The sequence below is a fragment of the Streptomyces canus genome (assembly GCF_001514145.1).
In the GTDB taxonomy this organism is placed as follows: domain Bacteria; phylum Actinomycetota; class Actinomycetes; order Streptomycetales; family Streptomycetaceae; genus Streptomyces; species Streptomyces canus.
Genome location: NZ_KQ948658.1, coordinates 150611 through 165905, shown reverse-complemented (window position 1 = coordinate 165905; position 15295 = coordinate 150611). Strand labels below are relative to the sequence as shown.

The following is a 15295-nucleotide window of genomic DNA, read 5'->3' as shown; positions in this document are numbered from 1 at the left end:
GTGACCCCTCTCTCCGGTATGCGAGATCGAACCGAGCGAAGGCGCGGAACTCGAGTACCCGTGACCTGGACAGTTGTCAGGGATAGCCTGACGCCATGCCGGATGCCGCAGACCTCTCTTCCCCCTCGGCCACCCCCGAGCTCCACCGCCTCTCGCCGCGCGACGAGTCCCGAGTCGCCCTCGCGCTCACGCTCCGCCAGCTCGCCGACGCCGTGCTCGACGCCGTGCCCGTCGACCCGGAGGCCGAGCCCGGGGATCTGCTGCGTACCGCGCTGAAGCTCCAGTGCCGGACGGAGGACGTGGTGCGGGAGGCCGTGGTCGCCGAGCGGGAGCGTGGGACCACCTGGGCCGAGATCGGGGAGGTGGCCGGCGTCACCCGGCAGTCCGCCCACGAGAGGTGGTACGGCGATGTGCACGCCTGGGCGGCCATCGGCCGTAGTGCCCTGCCACCGCACCTGAAGACACTCGAGGTGGCGGCCGAGGCCGACGCCCGGTACGCCGGGCTGCGTCCCGACCGGCCGCACGCGGTCACCTCAGGGCTGGACGCCGTCCGCTTTCCCGGCTCCCACGCCTACGAGGCCAGCCTGCGGGTCCGCGGTTCCGCCCTGCACACCCGGCGCACGAAACTGGACGCACGCGCCACGAAGCTCAACGAGGCGTACAGCGCGCTGCACGAGCACGGCCCCGCCAACGCGCCCATCGGTGACGATCCCCTCGCCCTCGACGCCCACCGCGGACATGCGGACGCCGTCCGCGCCAACCGGCTCGCCATCGCGGCCGTGCACGCGGAGATCGCCACCGTCTACGACCAGCTCGTCACCGCCGAGCCCTCCCTGGCCGAGGAGCACCGCACCCAGTCCGACTGGCACCGCAACGCCTCCGAACAGGCCCGCGGCTACGCCGACCTCCTGAACGATCATTCTTGACGTGCAGCCCGGATGCCGGCCGCGCTCCTTCCGACGCGCGAGCCGCCCTGAACCCCTGCCGGGCATCCCCTACGCGTCGGAGCCGCCCCGCACCGCCAGCAACACGGCGGCGCCCACAGCCACCGCCCCCACCGCACCCGCGGACCGCATCAGCCCGTGGGACGTGCGCCACGACAGCACCGACCACTTCGACTGCGCCGACAGCAGCGACCCCGTGCTCAGCCAGGACCCCGCCGAGATCAGGGACAGGGCCGAGCCGATCGAGCCGACGGACAGGGCGCTGCCGATCGAGCCGACCGAGAGCGCCGAGCCCACGGAGCCGATGGACAGGACCGAGCCCACCGAGCCGATCGACAGCACCGAGTCCTGCGACCACAGGGACAGCACCGAGTCCGAGGAGGTGTGACGCGCCCGCGATGCGGTTGGCTTGGTCATGACGCCATTGTGCCCGTCACCGCCGCGCCGCGGTCAGTCCTGTGCCCGGTTCTGCTTCCTGCCGGTGAGGACCAGGGCCGCGCCCCCGATCACCACCAGGGCGATGGCGGTACCGGCGATCAGCGGGGTGGTGGCGGAGCCGCCGGTCTCGGCGAGGTTGACGTCGGTGGTGGGGACGGCCACCGTGGCAGGGCTGGGCTCGCTCAGGGTCTGGGTCGTGGCGCCCGTCTCGCTGCTGCGGGTGCGGCAGTCGAGGACGCCGGTGAAACGCTTGGCGAGACCGTCGGGGCCGGTGATCGTGAAGTCGTACGCCTGGTCCTCCTGGAGCGGGACCGTCACCGTGCGGGACTCGCCCGCCGCGATGGCGTACTCCGTGCCCATCAGCTCGAACGCGAACTCCTCGTCGCCCTGGTTGACCGCGGTGATGTCCAGGCCGCCCTCGGTGCAGTTCCGGGCGGCGGAGAGGGCCGGTACGGCGCCCTCCTTCGCCCAGGTCGCGCTCGCCGTCGCCGAGACCGTCGACTCGCTGGAGCCGGCGAGGATCTGCGTCTGGCTCCGGCTCTCGGAGGCGAACGCACGCCCGACCGGCACGGTGGTCGAGGCCTGCACGGTGAGGTCGGCCGAGCCCCCCGCCGCGTCCTCGGGAACGTCGAAGTAGAGCTCGCTGCCGTTGCTCGCGGACGTCACCGGCCTGCCGTCCTTGCCGACGATCCGCACGCCGCTGGTGGCCGCGTCCGCCGGCGGGGTGACCGTCGCGCCGGCCGCGTTGGTGTGCACCGTGACCGGGCCGAGCAGCTCGCCGGGGTGACCGGAGACCGCGGGCGGGTCGAGCGTCAGCGACGCCGCCGGCTCGACAAGGTCACGGGCGCTCTTCTCCAGGTGGTCCGCAAGCTTCTCGGCCTGCGGGTCGACGGCGTCGACGTCGGCGTGGTCCGAGTAGCGCCAGATCGCCACCTGGGTGCCGGCCGCCGCGTCCTGCTCGGTCAGGCCCGAGGTGATACCGGCCTTGGCGGCGAGCGCCGCGAGATCGTTGACCTGGGGATAGGAGTTCTGCAGGATCCAACGGATCTTGCCCGCACCCTTGTTGGCGCCCAGCGAGGTGCCGCTCCAGTCGGTCTCGTGGTACTTGGCGTCCTTCTGCGTGGGGTTGTAGAGGTCGACGCAGTACGTCTGCAGGGTTCCGCCACCCTCGACGGACATCTCGAACAGCCCGGCCGGCACCCGCAGATCGCTGTCGGTGTCGTGTATCACCGCGTCGCCGTAGGTCTTCAGGCCCCCTATGGTGGCGGTCGCCCCTCTCTGGTTCTGCGCCGCCTCGTCCGCGGACGCCGTGTCGGCGACGGCCACCGTCGCACCGGCGGCGAGCAGGCCGGAGACGAACGTGACGGCCGCGAGGCGAGCCGCTCCCCGTCCGCGCACGGACAGTGCAGAGAACGCAGAAAACACGGAATTCCCCTTCGAACAGGCCCCGTTGACGAGCGGAGTGGCGGTCCCACCAGCAGAATCAGTAACCCCGGGAGCTGTGTTCGGCATCCTAGGGACGCGGCCGCCCCCCTCTTCCCGGGGATGCGGCCGGAAGATCGATCCGACTCGGAATCGTTATCGCCAAGCGCGTTCACCCGCAGGGCTTATCGACAAATCGACCGGCAGCATCCGGAACGCATTCGCCGATAAGCCGCATTTCGGTCAGGGCCGCCGCGCCCTCGGCCGACGTCACGTCACCGCGACGGCCTCCGGTCGGCCCGCGGACTCACCCGGCGGTGTCTCCCAGGAGGGCTCGGGCTGCGTGGACGAACCCTCGACGGTGTGCTCCGGACGCTGTGTGCGCCGGAAGGCCGAGGTGCCACGCGCGAGGTCGTGGCCGATCGCCACCGCGTCGATGTCGGCCGAGGTCCAGGCCGGCTGCCCCTCGCGCCCTTCCGAGCGCACCTTCAACCTGCCGTGGACGACCACCGGATCACCCACGTTGATCGACCCCGACACGTTGGTGGCGAGCTGGCGATTGGCCCACACCGTGAAGAAGTTGGTGTGCCCGTCCGTCCATTCGTTCTTCTCGCGGTCCAGATAGCGCGCGGTCGCCGCCAGCCGGAACCGCACCGACGCGCCCGTGGCCAACTCCCGGTACACCGGCTGTGTCGCCACGTTGCCCACCGCGCAGATCATCGTCTCGTTCATCGCTGGGATCCCCTCCCGGACATACGTACGGGCCCGTCCCGTACGGCTGCTGCTGTCTGCGTGCCGACCGCGTCACCGCGATCGCCGCGAAGCCAGACTGCCTCCGCCGGGCCGAGCCCGCTGGGCCCTGTGGACCGTCCACGGGTTGTGGACAACTCCGCCACCCGAACGAGGGAACGGGTCCACGGACCCGCCGTCACCCCACCGCCGTCACGCCCCTCACCCCACCCCGACGACCCTGCCGTACTGCTCCCGGACCTCCCGGTAGCGCAGCAGCTCCGCCGCCACCGGATCCAGCACCCGCGCACGCCCGCACCCGGACGCCGCCTCCCGCAGCCGCCGTTCCGCCTCCACGCCGTACCGCCGCGCGGGGCCCCGTGCCGCCATCCGGCAACTCCACTCGACGATCGGACCGCCGATGATGCCGGCCACCATCAGCAGCACCGGGACCCCCAGGTTCGGCGCCATGACCCCGACGATCTGGCCCACCAGCCAGAGTCCGCCGACGATTTGAAGAAGCGTCATGGACGCCTGCGCCAGTACGGCCACCGGCCACCAGCCCGGACGCGGCGGGCGGCCCGGTGGCAGCCCGGCTCGGGCCGTCAGCTGGTCCAGCGCCTCGGGCAGTCCCTGGGAGCCGCGTACGGCCGCCTCGCGCACCGCCTGCGCCCACGGCGCGGGCAGTCCTGCCGAGGCCCGGTCGGCGAGCGTCCGTACGGCCTGCTCCACACGCTGGCGCGCGGTCGCCTCCTCGTCGGGCTGGGCACGTACCGGCAGCCGTCCCGTGGAAGGTTCGCGCCGGTCATCGAACCAGCGCCACAGCCGCAGCCAGGGCGTCCCGCACGCGCGGTTGGCGTTGCGCAGCCAGGCGCGTTCGGCCGCCTCGCCCGCCGCGGTGGCACCGACCGCGTCCGCGAGCCGGGCGGCGAAGTCGTCGCGCGCCGCCTCGCTCAGCCCGGTGCGCCGGCCCGTCGCGTAGACAGGCCGCAGCCGCCACGCCGCCGCGTCCACATCGGCCGCGATCCGCCGCGCGGGAGCTCCGCGCTCCGTCACGAAGTGCCCGAGCGCCTCCCGCAGTTCACCGACGCCGTCCCCGGTGAGCGCCGACAGCGCGAGCACCGTGGCGCCCGGTTCGCCGTACTCCCCGAGGGCGATCCCGTCCTCGTCCAGCAGCCGCCGCAGATCGTCGAGGACCTGCTCGGCGGCCTCCCCGGGCAGCCGGTCGATCTGGTTGAGCACGACGAACATGACCTCCGCGTGGCCCGCCATGGGCCGCAGATAGCGCTCGTGCAGGATCGCGTCGGCGTACTTCTCGGGGTCGACGACCCAGATGACGGCGTCGACGAGCGTCAGGATCCGGTCCACGTGCTCGCGGTGCTGGACCGCGGCCGAGTCGTGGTCGGGCAGGTCCACCAGGACGAGCCCGCGCAGTTGGGCCTCCGACTCGGCACTCTGCAGCGGGCGCCGCCGCAGCCGGGGCGGGATGCCGAGCCGTTCGATGAGACTGGCCGAACCGTCGCTCCAACTGCACGCGATCGGCGCCGCCGTGGTGGGCCGGCGTACACCGGTCTCCGAGATGGCCACTCCGGCGAGCGAGTTGAACAGCTGCGACTTGCCGCTGCCCGTCGCACCGGCGATGGCGACGACGGTGTGCTGCCCGGAGAGCCTGCGCCGGGCGGCCGCCTCGTCCAGGACCTGGCCGGCCTCGGCGAGCGTGCGGCTGTCGAGCCGGGCCCGCGAGAGCCCGACCAGCTCCCGCAGAGCGTCCAGACGGGAATGCAGAGGGCCGTCGTAGGTGAGCGGGGCGGCAGGCGGTGCGTTGTGCCCGCGGGCCTCCATGGCGGCGGCCTGCTCGGTCTCGGCGGTGACCCGGCGCGCGATGAGCCCGTCGTCCCAGGCGTCCGCGGAGTCGTCGTCAGCGGGGGCGGCGGCGTCCACCGGCTCCGGGGAGCCACTACCGGCGCCCCTGCGCCCGCGCCCCGCCCCCGCACGCGCGTGACCGTCGGCAGGCGCACGACCCGGAGCCTCACTCACGTTCCCCTCCTCGTCCCGCTCAGGACCGCTCTCCGGTCCCGACACCGTCTCCACGCGCTCCACGCGCTCCACGCGCGCGTGCTCGTCCTCGCCCTCCGGCTCCACCTCGGCCTCAGCCTCAGCCTCAGCTTCGGCCTCGGGCAGGGTCTCCTCGACCGGCCTGTGCCCGTCGCGCTCCCCGTCCCCCGATTCCCCCGGTACGGCGTTCCCCGCCTGCTCCGTGTGGTCCTGATCCGTGACGGCGGTCATCGGTCACCTCTCCTTCTGCAGTACGGACAGCGCGGCGATGAGTTCGGCCTGGGGCTCGGGGTGTACGTCGAGTGCGTCGAGCGGGGCGAGCCGGCGTTCGCGTTCGGTGTGCACGACCCGGTCGAGGTGCTCGGCGAGCAGCCGTCCGCCGCGGTCGCGCAGCCGCAGGGCTCCGTGGGCGCCGATCCGTTCGGCGAGCCCCTCACCGGCGACCCGCGCCCGGCGTCCGCCGAGCAGCGCGGTGGCGACGAGGGCGGCGACCGTCTCCGGGTCGGGCGTGACCCCGCGGTCGAGGTCGCGGATCTCCTCCTCGGCGTACTCCTCCAGCTCCCGCCGCCAACGCCGTACGGCCAGCCCGATCCGGTGCTCGGCGCTCTCCGGGGTCGGATCGCGGTCCGTCAGTTCCGGCGCGGCCGCGGCCGGTTCGCGCCGCCAGGCCTCGTCGACGCGCTCGTCGGCGGCGGTCACCGAGCACAGCAGGAGGGCGCCCAGACTCTCCACGAGGGCGTCCAGGAGCTCCGCGGCGGTGCAGTCCAGGGGGAAGGCCCGCCAGCGCTTGAGGGCGTCACCGGCGAGCACGGCACCGGCCTGGAGCCGCCCCCGCACGCGCGCGCGCTCGCTGTCGTACGCCCCCTCGACGGCGGAGGTGAGCCGCAGCGCGGCCGCGTACTGGGCGGCGGCCGCGCCGGCCAGCTCGGGCATCCGGGACTTCAGGGAGGCAAGCACCCCGTGGGCCGTACGGGCGACCACGCGCTGTCGGGCCGCGGGGTCCTGCACCTGGTGGACGAGCCAGGTCCGCAGGGACGCCACGGCGGTGGCCGGCAGCAGCCCGCCGCCCCAGGCCGACTCGGGCAGCTCCGGAACCGTGAACCGGGGCACGTCGCCGAGGCCCGCCTTGGTGAGCAGGGCGCCGTACTGCCGCGAGACCTCGGAGACGACCTGGTGCGGGACCCGGTCGAGGACGGTCACGAGCGTGGCGTCGTACTCCTTGGCGGTGCGCAGGAGATGCCAGGGGACGGCGTCGGCGTAGCGGGCGGCCGTGGTGACCATGATCCAGACGTCGGCCGCGCAGATCAGTTCGGCGGCGAGAACGCGGTTGTCGGCGACGAGGGAGTCGACGTCGGGGGCGTCCAGGAGCGCGAGGCCCGGCGGGAGGGTGTCGGCGGTCTCGATGCGGAGCACACGCGTGGGGTCCTCGCCGGGCAGCAGGAGTTCGTCCCCCGCCTCCTGTTGAGGCACCCACACGCGCGTGAGGTCGGGCAGTACGCGCATTCCGCTGAACCAGTGATGGTCCTCCGGATGGCAGACCAGCACCGGTGTCCTCGTGGTCGGCCGCAGCACGCCCGCCTCGCTCACCCGCCTTCCCACAAGGGAGTTGACGAGGGTCGACTTGCCGGCCCCGGTGGAACCGCCCACCACGGCCAGCAGCGGCGCTTCGGGGTCCCTCAACCGGGGCACCAGATAGTCGTCGAGCTGGGCCAGCAGTTCGTCGCGGTTGGCACGCGCGCGTGGGGCCCCCGGCAGGGGCAGCGGAAAGCGTGCGGCGGCGACACGGTCGCGCAGGGCGGAGAGTGCGTCGAGCAGCTGAGGCCGTACGTCCAAGGTCACCACATGTGAAGAATGCCCAATTTTAGGGGAATTCTGAAGCATATGAGCATGTCTGCGCGCCGACGGAACACATCGGACGGAAGGGGCGACTGGGACAAGGGCACAGTCCAGGCATAACGAGTGCACAACACCCGGTGCGCGAGACGCCAAAAGCGGTGCACGATTCGTACCTGCCTGCGATTATCAGGACCGCTTCACCGAACCTCCACATCGAGCCACGGAGGCGAAGCAACAGGGACAAGGACGCGGGAGCCCTATCCTTGTCCCCGGCAACGTCACGGACCGGCCCACACCCGGGCACCCCAAGACAGAGGCCACCACACCCGGCCCCCGTAGCTCAGTGGATAGAGCAGGCGCCTTCTAAGCGCTTGGCCGCAGGTTCGAGTCCTGCCGGGGGCGCAAACACCCTCTCACCAGCACCAACAGGTGGGGGGCTTTCTCATGCCCAGCACACACAGCGGTGTTGGACCAAGCGCCTCGCCCCACCAAGGTCCTCGCCCCCCTTCCGGCCGGCCGGCGCGTCGGCGTCGCCTTCTCGGGCGGGCTCGACGCCTCGGTCGGGGTCGCGTGGATCGCGCCATCGCCCCGGCCGAAGAGCGGGCGGGCCGAGCCAGGCGGGCGCGCGGCTCATCGACCGCGGATCACCGGTTGCTCCGCCTCGCCCGGGTCGCCCACGCCCTGGCGGCGACCGGCCTCACCACGGCCGATCCGTTGGAGACCTCGCCCGCAAGTGCGCTTCGCCCGGAAGAAGCCCCCGTAAAGTCACCCTCGTCAACGGTCGAGCGGAACCGAAGGGACCCGACGTGCGGCTGCGTTGTGCTGTGCTGGACGACTTTCAGAACGTGGCGACCGAGGTCGCCGACTGGTCACCGCTGGCCGGCGAGGTCGACGTCGTCACCTTCGGCACCCACTTCCCCGACGAGGACGCGCTCGCCGCGGCTCTCGCCGACGTCGACATCGTGGTCACCCTGCGCGAACGCGTGGCTTTCCCCGGCTCGTTGATCACCCGCCTGCCCCGGCTGAAGCTGATCGTCGCCTCCGGTATGCGCAACACCGTCATCGACTACGCCGCCGCCGAGACGCACGGCGTCACCGTGTGCGGTACGGCGAGTTCGTCCACCCCGCCCGTCGAGCTGACCTGGGCACTGTTGCTCGGCCTCGCCCGGGGGATCGTCGAGGAGAGCCGGGCCCTGCGCGAGAACGGCCCCTGGCAGCGGACCGTCGGCGCCGATCTGCACGGCCGCCGGCTCGGGCTGCTCGGCCTCGGGAAGATCGGCAGCCGGGTGGCGCGGGTCGGCCTCGCCTTCGGTATGCAGGTCAGCGCCTGGAGCCAGAACCTCACCAAGGAGCGCGCCGACGAGGTGGGCGTCGACCTCGCGCCCTCCTTGCCCGACCTCCTCGCCACCAGCGACTTCGTCTCCGTGCACCTGGCCCTCGGCGACCGCACCCGCGGCCTGCTCGGCCCGGCCGAACTCGCTCTCGTCAAGCCGACCGCCTACCTGATCAACACCTCGCGCGCCGCCATCGTCGACCAGGACGCCCTCCTCGCCGCCCTGCACGAGGGCCGCATCGCCGGCGCGGGCGTCGACGTCTTCGACACCGAGCCCCTGCCCGCCGACCACCCGCTGCGCACGGCCCCCCGCCTGCTCGCCACGCCCCACCTCGGTTATGTCTCCCACGCCAACTACACGACGTACTACGGCCAGGCGATCGAGGACATCCGGGCCTTCCTCTCGGGCGCTCCGATACGGCGGCTGCCCTGATCCCTCCCCGTCCTTGTTCAAAACGGGTGATCTGCATCGAAGCGCCGTTACCAGCCATGACGGGCGGCGTTGAAGGGGGAGTGCGACGGCGCGTCCTGCCGTCGTACCCCCCGAACCAAAGGAGAACGTGATGTCTCGCATCGCGAAGGCAGCCGGAGTCGCCCTCGGCACCGGTGCCGTGATGATCGGCGGCGCCGGCCTGGCCATGGCGGACGCGGGCGCCAACGGCGCTGCCGTCCACTCGCCCGGCTTCCTGTCGGGCAACGTCGTCCAGGTCCCGATCCACATCCCGATCAACGTGTGCGGCAACACCGTCAACGTGGTCGGCCTGCTGAACCCGGCGTTCGGCAACCACTGCGAGAACGGCAGTGGCGACCACAAGGAGACGAAGGCCGACGACGAGAAGAACGGCGGCCACAAGGAGCACCGCGCCGGTGGCCACAAGAAGGGCCACGGGCAGGGCTACGGCGGCTGATCGCCCGTACCCACCCCAGAGCCCCGGCACTTTCCAGCGCCGGGGCTCTTGTGTGTCCGGACGCGTGGTTCCGTGCCGCCGTACGGCCTACGCGTACCGGTAGATGCTGCCGTGGTCCTCCAGCTCGTCCGGGGTCACGTCCCACGGCGGGAGCTTCTCGTGGCGGGCGACGATGCGGCCGCGCTGGGCGCTGCCGGGGCCGGGCGGTCTCGCGGGCAGATAGCGGTGGTCGCGGTGCCGTTGCTGCCAGCGAGACCAGCACAGGTCGACGAAGGCGTGGTGCATCCAGAACACCGGGTCGTTGACGGAGGCACCGCTCACCATCACCCCGCCGACCCAGCGGTGCACCCGGTTGTGGTTGCGCCAGGCGGCCGCGCCCTTCCCGCTCCCCCACCCCTCCAGCTTGTTGCGGAACCCCGCGGTGGACGTCGAGTCCCAGGGCGAGGTGTCGTAGACGGGGTCCTGGAGGGCCCACTCGAGGTCGCTCCGCGTCGGCAGTTCGATCGGATCGGCGGGCCGCCCGAGGTCCCGGGTGAGGTAGTCCTCGTCGGTGATGCGCTCCTTGAGCGTCCAGTTGCCGGTCGCATGGGCGAACGGCCCGGTCGTCACCCGCCGGTCCGGGGCCCGGCCGGTGCCGCCGAGCAGATCGTCCGTCCAGGGCGCCGCGCTCGTCGTGCGGTCGCGGGTCCAGTCCCAGTACGGCACGCTCACCGAGGAGTCGACGCGGCGCAGGGCCTGCTCCAGCTCCAGCAGGAAGCGGCGGTGCCAGGGCAGGAAGGAGGGCGACATGTGCGCCGTACGCAGTCCGTCCTCGCCGTCCGAGACGTAGAAGTCGATGTGCATCCGTACGAACTCGTCGTACTCGCCGCGTCGTTTCAGCTCCAGCATCGCCCGCACGAACCGCCGCTTCTCGGCCGCGGTCAGTGTGCTGACGTCCTTACGCGTGTACGCCACTGTGTCCCCCCATGTCCGCCCCGCCGTTCCGCGTCTCCCGCAACTGCCGCCCGGGCCCCAGTTCGTCGACGGCCGCCCGGACGGCGTCCAGCGCGGTGGCGTACGACCGGTAGTGGTCGACCATGCTCAGCCAGGTGCCGTCGGCGCGGCGCATCAGGTGCAGTGGGCGTCCGTCCACGGTGACGTGCCACTGCCCGGCACCGAGAGCGCCGGCGGCCGCGGCCACGGATGCGCGGATGCCGCGGATCCGGCGGCCCCGGTACGTCTCGTCGAAGACGAGGTCGGCGGCCGGTTCGGCGGCGCGCGGCCCCCGCGAGGCGAGGACGACCGGGGTGAGCGCCACCGCGACGGCGGCCGGGCCGAAGAGCCCGAGCAGCAGGCCCCGCCTGCTCCGGCGGGCGTGGGCGCCTCTCTCCGGGCTCGCCCGGGAGGGATCGGCGCCCACCGGTGTTCGGCCGACGCTCATGACCATCGTGTGCTCCTCGCCTCGTACGCGACAGGGGTCGGGGTCCGTTGTCCGTACCGGTAACCGCCCGACGGCCTGCGCGGTCACCGTCCGAGGCCCAAGGGGGTGAACCTCCGCGCCGGAGCGCCGACGGGGCCCGGCCGTGTCACGGTCCGGGCCTCGTCGGTCGAGTCGACGCGCCCTACAGGCCGGGCCCCGTGGTCAGGTCGGCGCCCGGCGCTGCCTGCACCATCGGCAGCAGGACGCCCGCCTCCGGGAGCTTCGGCGCCGGCAGCTCGCCGCTGCCGGGCTTGGGGGCGGTCAGCGGAGCGTCCAGGGCCAGGCCCGGCGTCAGCGTGCGCACGTCGGCGGCGGGCGCGTCGAGGCCGAGGTGGTCGAAGTCGTCGTCGAGGAGGTGCGGCACCGGCGCGGTCAGGTCGGCGCCGGGCAGCCCGCCGTTGACCGGCACGCGCGGAATCGCCCGCTCCGGCATGAGCCGGCCCTCGACGAACTTCGGCGCCTCGGGGGCGCCCGGCGTCGGCACCGGGATCTTCCCGCCGACCTCCGGGAGCTCCATGTGGAGGGCGCGCTCGGCGCCGTCCAGCGGCACGGGTACGGGGACCGTGCCCACTGCCGCGGCGGGGGACGCGGCAGCCCCCACCGCGGCCGCGATGCCCGTGATGACGGCGGCAAGGGTTCCTCGGGTGGTCGACCTCATGGCAGTTACGGTCCCTTTCAGGTTTCGGCAGGCTCAACGTCCGTACCGGTAACGATCCTGGTGCGGTGACCAGCGCGAGATTCCCCCGGTTGCCGCAGTAGTACGACGTACGGCGGTCAGCTCGTCCAGAAGTCCCACCAGCGGGTCAGGACCAACATGCCGACGATCCCGAGGTGCGCCAGCGGGATCACCCAGGTGAACTCGGCGAAGAGGGCCCGCGACCAGCCGGGCGCGGGCAGGTACGCGCGGCGGACGGCGAACGAGGTCACGTACCAGAACAGGACGATCGTGGCGATCCACGCCAGAGCGCACCACAGGCACAGGGCGTTGATCCGGTACAGCGACTCGAACTGCAGCCACGACACGAAGCCGACGCCGAACAGGCAGCCGGCGTCGAAGGTCAGCCAGTACCAGCGCGGGAAGGCGGCGCCGGCCAGCAGGCTCATGCCGACGCAGATCACGATGCCGTACGCCACCAGTCCCAGCATCGGGTTGGGGAAGCCGAAGGCCTCGGCCTGGTCGCTCTCCATGACACTGCCGCAGGACACCACCGGGTTCAGGCTGCACCCCGGGGTGAAGTCGGGGTCCTGCAGCAGCTTGAACTTGTCGAGGGTGATGACCCAGGAGGCCAGCAGTCCCGCCGCGCCCGTGAGCAGCAGGAGCAGGGCGAACCCGCGGCCGCCGCCCTCGGCCCGCCGCATCAGGAGCGCAGGCTGCGCGCCGGCAGGACGATGTGGGCGGCGGCCTTCAGCGTCTCGTCGGAACCCGCGAACGCGGCGAGTTCGTCCGGGGTGACGGACTGGCCCGAGGCCTCGGGCCAGGGGCGGGTGGTGAACACGAAGTAGGCGTAACCGCGCTTGGCGACCGCCGCGAGCCATTGCGGCCGTACCGGGCACTTGGCGTTCAGCCGCGGCATGGTGACGACGGCGTGCCCGGCCACCACGAGCAGGGTGACCGGCAGGCTCGGCCTGACGTTGCCGTCGACAAGGTCACCGCCGACGGGCAGGCCGTTGTCGTTCAGCAGCTTCTCGACGGCGGCGGTCGCGGCCTCGGGGCCGTCGGGGGCGTCTCCGAGGGAACACGCGAGGAGGTAGGGCATGTCGTGGCCGTCGGGAGCCTCGCCGCTCCAGGCCATGATCACGAGAGTGCCGGGGTCGGCGGAGCGCAGAGGGTGGGTTTCGCTGGAGGTTGTGGTCACCGCGCGACCGTATCCACGGGCCGGACGGGGGACGGCCGATTCTCACCCGGGCGGGGGAGCGCTGCTGCCGTCTCCATCCGAACGAGGGAGGCGCCGCCGCGCCGTGCTGTCCGGCTCGAACAGCACGAAGGGCCGATCCCGGGCGGCAGCCGCCGCTGGGGAATCGGCCCCGGCGTGGAGGATGACGTCACTTCCCCAGGGGAAGTCCACCGAGGAGTCCGGGCTTGGAGTTCAGCTTGGCGGTCGCCTTCTTGGCCGTGTGGAGCGGCGACTTCTTCTTCTCCGTGTTCAGCACGTCCGACTGGTGCTGCAGCGGCCGCACGTCGAGGGGGCCCTTGGTGAGCGAGTTGACGGCGCCGTTGAGGCTGGTGGGCGTGAGATCGGCGGTGTCCTGAGCGAACGCGGGCGCGGCGGCACCGGCAAGAACCAGGGAACCGGCAACAACAGCAGCAGCCTTCAGGGACTTCATGGTGTTCCTCTCTTCGGCAATTCAGTCGTCGGTCGGGCAAGTCCGACACCGTGCCCAACGAGCCCCGGCCGGAGCGGAAACTCCGTGCACGGATATTGGGCTTTCATGAAAATGCCGGGGGCCACCGTCTTACGACGTGGGCAGTTGCGAGCTGCTGGGCAGGGAGGACAGGCCCGCCAGGTCGGGAGCGGGCAGTTCGGTGTCGAGCATGGTGGCGGCGACGGCGTCGACCAGGCCGCTGATCACGGCGGGGAGCGTGGACTCGACCTGGCCGGCCTCTCCTGAGGTGACCGCCGTGAGCAGGTCGTCGATCGCCTTCTCCAGAGCGTCGATCGCGTCGTCCAGCAGATCGGCCGGCGCCTTGACGGACCGCGCCCCGGCGTCACTGTTCTGGATGAGCGTGAGCAGCAGGGAGGGAGTCGGTGTCGTCGTACTGCCCGTCGTCGTGCCCGGTGTCGTCGTCGTGCCCGGTGTCGTCGTCGTGCCTGTGGCGGGCAGGGTGACGGCGGCCGCCGAGGTCTCCGCGGTGATCTTCGCGGTGGCGTCCTTGACGGCGTCCCCGAGCTCGGCCGCCTGCTCGGCGGAGATCTGGCCGCTGTCGGCCTTGAGCACGGTGTTCAGCAGGTCGGTGACCGGCGTGAGCACGCCGCCCAGCTCGGCCAGAGCCTCGACCTGGGGGCGCAGCGCGTCCGCGTGGGGGACGGGCACAGGCCCACGGGAGGCCGCCGCGGTCGGACCTGCGACCGCGACGAGAAGTGCGGCGCAGAGTGCGCAGGAGGCGATACACCGTGCGGGCAGACCACGCATGGGTGTTCCTTTCGATATGCGTCGGATCTTGAGCCCACCGTGGAAGCGACCACCGCGCCCTGCAACCCAACGATCACACCCTGACACCGCCTCGCCTGCGCCCCTCGGACATCACCGCTGGTGAGGGGCGCGTCACGATCGGGCCCACCCTGTCCCAGGCCACCACCCATCCGGGGAAACACAGACCGGCCGCACTCCCGTGGAGGGGTCCACGGGAGTGCGGCCGGCGAAGGCGGAGAGCCGAGGTCAGTCGTTCTCGCACTCGTTGCCGAACGCGGGGTTCAGCGCGGCGAGGCCGTTGACGGTGTTGCCGCAGACGTTGATCGGGACGTGGATCGGGACCTGGATGACGTTGCCCGACAGGAAGCCCGGGGAGTGGGCGGCAACGCCCTGCGCGCCGCTGTCGGCGGCGGCGATGCCTGCGGTGCCCGCAACGGCGGCGGCCGCAACGGTGGTCAGGGCCAGGCCCTTCGCGATACGCGACATGGAGAGGTGCTCCTTGGGGTTGACACAAACAACCGGGCGGGGATGCCCGGCGCTGTGTCAACGCGTGGCGCCCGCGCGGGTTGTGCCGCCAATGGGGTGATCTCACGAACGAACGTGCTTCACCACTCCGACACACATGTCGGGTTTCGCGTACTAAATGCGCATACCGGATAGGGTTGCGAAGCTCTTGACGCACCCATGCAGCCAGCGCATCGCATTCGTCACGCCACCTTCCCGAAAGGGCAATGCCGGTCATGCGTATTTCCCGGGTCCCGCTGTGCCACGTTGCGAGGGGCGGCGTCCGCACGGCGGACAACGACTTCGACCGGTTCGAGGCTCTCAACTCCCGTACCGGGATGCGGATGCGGGTGCGCGACCTCGGCGTGAACGCCTTCCATCACGCCTCCGATCTGATCGAACTCGGCAAGGCGCCGCGATCCGGTGGTGACCAGTCGGCCATCCGGCTCGTTTCCCAGCGCGACGCGGCCTGGGCCGGCGTGCCCTTCGTCGCTGTTGCCGCCCGCGCGTAGGCGCCTTCCCTCCCGTCCCGAGC

At 72.1% G+C, this 15295-nt stretch carries 17 protein-coding genes and 1 tRNA gene; 5 read left to right on the top strand and 13 right to left on the bottom strand.

Translation table 11 applies throughout. The features are described 5' to 3' along the window. Nucleotides 1–95 precede the first annotated feature (95 nt). Nucleotides 96–926, top strand: a complete 831-nt coding sequence (locus AQJ46_RS10265; RefSeq protein ID WP_059205275.1) for a hypothetical protein — start codon at nucleotides 96–98, stop codon at nucleotides 924–926. Nucleotides 927–995: 69 nt separating this feature from the next. On the opposite strand, the gene AQJ46_RS52010 is transcribed toward AQJ46_RS10265, so the two are convergent. From AQJ46_RS52010 to AQJ46_RS10240, 5 genes are all read right to left on the bottom strand, one after another. Then, nucleotides 996–1361 carry a hypothetical protein gene (locus tag AQJ46_RS52010; protein ID WP_057609566.1) on the bottom strand — a complete coding sequence of 122 codons (366 nt, stop codon included), beginning with the start codon at nucleotides 1359–1361 and terminating at the stop codon, nucleotides 996–998. Between the two features lie 33 nt (nucleotides 1362–1394). Continuing rightward, nucleotides 1395–2807, bottom strand: coding sequence for a TQXA domain-containing protein (locus tag AQJ46_RS10255; RefSeq protein WP_059205273.1), 1413 nt, complete (start codon nucleotides 2805–2807; stop codon nucleotides 1395–1397). A gap of 267 nt (nucleotides 2808–3074) precedes the next feature. Then, complete coding sequence (locus AQJ46_RS10250) at nucleotides 3075–3536, bottom strand: single-stranded DNA-binding protein (RefSeq protein WP_059205272.1); 462 nt, start codon at nucleotides 3534–3536, stop codon at nucleotides 3075–3077. Between the two features lie 219 nt (nucleotides 3537–3755). Beyond that, nucleotides 3756–5819: a YfjP family GTPase gene (locus tag AQJ46_RS10245; RefSeq protein WP_059205271.1), complete on the bottom strand. Its 2064-nt coding sequence runs from the start codon at nucleotides 5817–5819 to the stop codon at nucleotides 3756–3758. 3 nt (nucleotides 5820–5822) lie between these two features. Further along, complete coding sequence (locus AQJ46_RS10240; RefSeq protein ID WP_059205270.1) at nucleotides 5823–7430, bottom strand: dynamin family protein; 1608 nt, start codon at nucleotides 7428–7430, stop codon at nucleotides 5823–5825. A 323-nt stretch (nucleotides 7431–7753) separates the two neighbouring features. Here AQJ46_RS10240 and AQJ46_RS10235 point away from each other — a divergent pair. The 3 genes from AQJ46_RS10235 (at nucleotide 7754) to AQJ46_RS10225 (ending at nucleotide 9665) form a co-directional block, all read left to right on the top strand. Beyond that, nucleotides 7754–7826, top strand: a tRNA-Arg gene (locus AQJ46_RS10235). A gap of 404 nt (nucleotides 7827–8230) precedes the next feature. Further along, nucleotides 8231–9190 carry a D-2-hydroxyacid dehydrogenase family protein gene (locus AQJ46_RS10230; RefSeq protein WP_059205269.1) on the top strand — a complete coding sequence of 320 codons (960 nt, stop codon included), beginning with the start codon at nucleotides 8231–8233 and terminating at the stop codon, nucleotides 9188–9190. A 130-nt stretch (nucleotides 9191–9320) separates the two neighbouring features. Further along, nucleotides 9321–9665 (top strand): chaplin, encoded by a 345-nt coding sequence (locus AQJ46_RS10225; RefSeq protein WP_059205268.1) that lies wholly within the window; start codon nucleotides 9321–9323, stop codon nucleotides 9663–9665. Nucleotides 9666–9752: 87 nt separating this feature from the next. Here AQJ46_RS10225 and AQJ46_RS10220 read toward each other — a convergent pair whose 3' ends face one another. The 8 genes from AQJ46_RS10220 to AQJ46_RS10185 all read right to left on the bottom strand — a co-directional run bounded on the left by AQJ46_RS10220 (nucleotide 9753) and on the right by AQJ46_RS10185 (nucleotide 14742). Further along, nucleotides 9753–10619, bottom strand: coding sequence for a tyrosinase family protein (locus tag AQJ46_RS10220; RefSeq protein WP_059205267.1), 867 nt, complete (start codon nucleotides 10617–10619; stop codon nucleotides 9753–9755). Next, nucleotides 10603–11091, bottom strand: coding sequence for a tyrosinase family oxidase copper chaperone (locus tag AQJ46_RS10215; protein WP_059205266.1), 489 nt, complete (start codon nucleotides 11089–11091; stop codon nucleotides 10603–10605). Before AQJ46_RS10215 ends, AQJ46_RS10220 begins: the two co-directional genes overlap by 17 nt. A gap of 175 nt (nucleotides 11092–11266) precedes the next feature. Then, nucleotides 11267–11782, bottom strand: coding sequence for a hypothetical protein (locus tag AQJ46_RS10210; protein ID WP_059205265.1), 516 nt, complete (start codon nucleotides 11780–11782; stop codon nucleotides 11267–11269). 116 nt (nucleotides 11783–11898) lie between these two features. Further along, nucleotides 11899–12483 (bottom strand): vitamin K epoxide reductase family protein, encoded by a 585-nt coding sequence (locus AQJ46_RS10205; RefSeq protein WP_059205264.1) that lies wholly within the window; start codon nucleotides 12481–12483, stop codon nucleotides 11899–11901. Next, nucleotides 12483–12980, bottom strand: coding sequence for a DUF5949 family protein (locus AQJ46_RS10200; protein ID WP_059205263.1), 498 nt, complete (start codon nucleotides 12978–12980; stop codon nucleotides 12483–12485). Before AQJ46_RS10200 ends, AQJ46_RS10205 begins: the two co-directional genes overlap by 1 nt. 187 nt (nucleotides 12981–13167) lie before the next feature. Continuing rightward, on the bottom strand, nucleotides 13168–13449 hold the full coding sequence (locus tag AQJ46_RS10195) for a hypothetical protein (protein WP_059205262.1): 282 nt from the start codon (nucleotides 13447–13449) through the stop codon (nucleotides 13168–13170). Nucleotides 13450–13578: 129 nt separating this feature from the next. Next, nucleotides 13579–14157, bottom strand: coding sequence for a hypothetical protein (locus AQJ46_RS10190; RefSeq protein WP_225887290.1), 579 nt, complete (start codon nucleotides 14155–14157; stop codon nucleotides 13579–13581). Nucleotides 14158–14502: 345 nt separating this feature from the next. Continuing rightward, complete coding sequence (locus AQJ46_RS10185) at nucleotides 14503–14742, bottom strand: chaplin (protein ID WP_059205260.1); 240 nt, start codon at nucleotides 14740–14742, stop codon at nucleotides 14503–14505. 254 nt (nucleotides 14743–14996) lie between these two features. Here AQJ46_RS10185 and AQJ46_RS59015 point away from each other — a divergent pair, with 254 nt between their 5' ends. Continuing rightward, on the top strand, nucleotides 14997–15272 hold the full coding sequence (locus AQJ46_RS59015) for a hypothetical protein (RefSeq protein WP_159064011.1): 276 nt from the start codon (nucleotides 14997–14999) through the stop codon (nucleotides 15270–15272). The last annotated feature ends 23 nt before the right edge of the window (nucleotides 15273–15295 follow it).